Source organism: Brachyspira hampsonii 30446, from assembly GCF_000316195.1.
Classification (GTDB): domain Bacteria; phylum Spirochaetota; class Brachyspiria; order Brachyspirales; family Brachyspiraceae; genus Brachyspira; species Brachyspira hampsonii_C.
The window spans coordinates 244,443-244,950 of record NZ_JH994111.1 but is presented as its reverse complement, the minus strand read 5'-3'; the positions used below and the strand labels follow the sequence as shown (position 1 = coordinate 244,950).

General features: G+C 25.2%; 1 pseudogene. It reads right to left on the bottom strand.

What is annotated here, in order from left to right:
- Positions 1 to 508 (bottom strand): annotated as a pseudogene (locus A966_RS13580) (hypothetical protein); the annotation flags it as partial.

The following is a 508-nucleotide window of genomic DNA, read 5'->3' as shown; positions in this document are numbered from 1 at the left end:
CTTCTGTCTCAACTCCTAATTGATTTATTAATTCATCATACTTAGAATTATTTACTAATATAGAATCTTCTAAATCTTTCTGTACTTTTTTCAAGCCAGATATCTCTTTAAAATTCTTGAGATTCTGCTCCAGCATTATACTGTTGTAATTAGCATTATTTTTATCTATTTTTTCATCTATAGTTTCATTAATACTATTAGATAATTCTTCTTTGAGATTATTTATATTCTCTTTTTCTTCTTCTAAGAATTTAGTTTGTTCTTCTCTAACATCTTCTACTCTAGTGTTTAAGCTGTCTATCTCTTTTTTATTATCTTCTGTCTTAACTTCCAATTGATTTATTAATTCATCATACTTAGAATTATTTACCAATATAGAATCTTCTAAATCTTTCTGTACTTTTTTCAAGCCAGATAGTTCTTTAAAATTCTTGAGATTCTGCTCCAGCATTATGCTGTTATAATTAGCATTGTTTTTTTCTATTCTTTCATCTATAGTTTCATTAAT